Origin of the sequence: Vibrio sp. 10N.222.52.C3 (assembly GCF_041474195.1) — a bacterium.
Lineage (GTDB): Bacteria > Pseudomonadota > Gammaproteobacteria > Enterobacterales > Vibrionaceae > Vibrio > Vibrio crassostreae_C.
On sequence record NZ_JBFRTQ010000150.1, the window covers coordinates 1 to 402 of the forward strand.

Annotated in this window: 2 tRNA genes; both read right to left on the reverse strand. The window is 44.3% G+C overall.

What is annotated here, in order from left to right:
• Positions 1-54 precede the first annotated feature (54 nt).
• Positions 55-131 (reverse strand) — tRNA-Met (locus AB4517_RS19930).
• A gap of 50 nt (positions 132-181) precedes the next feature.
• A tRNA-Leu gene (locus tag AB4517_RS19935) sits at positions 182-266 on the reverse strand.
• Positions 267-402 lie beyond the last annotated feature (136 nt).

A 402-nucleotide genomic window follows, 5' to 3' on the forward strand; every position in this document is an offset into this window, starting at 1 on the left:
GCAAATCTTTATAGTCATATCGAATATTGGTGCTTCAATAAGACGTTGTATAAGTGGTGGCTACTGCGGGATTTGAACCTGCGACCCCATCATTATGAGTGATGTGCTCTAACCAACTGAGCTAAGTAGCCATAATAAATCTAATAGATTCACTATTTGTTCTCTAATGAAAGAGAAATAATGGTGCGGTCGGAGAGACTTGAACTCTCACACCTCTCGGCGCCAGAACCTAAATCTGGTGCGTCTACCAATTCCGCCACGACCGCAGCAAAGCTTTTACTCTAGCGAAGAGTATAGTTAAGAAGACTTATGGTTTGTCTAAGTAACGTTGTAATGGCTGGGCTACCTGGATTCGAACCAGGGAATGCTGGCATCAAAAGCCAGTGCCTTACCGCTTGGCGA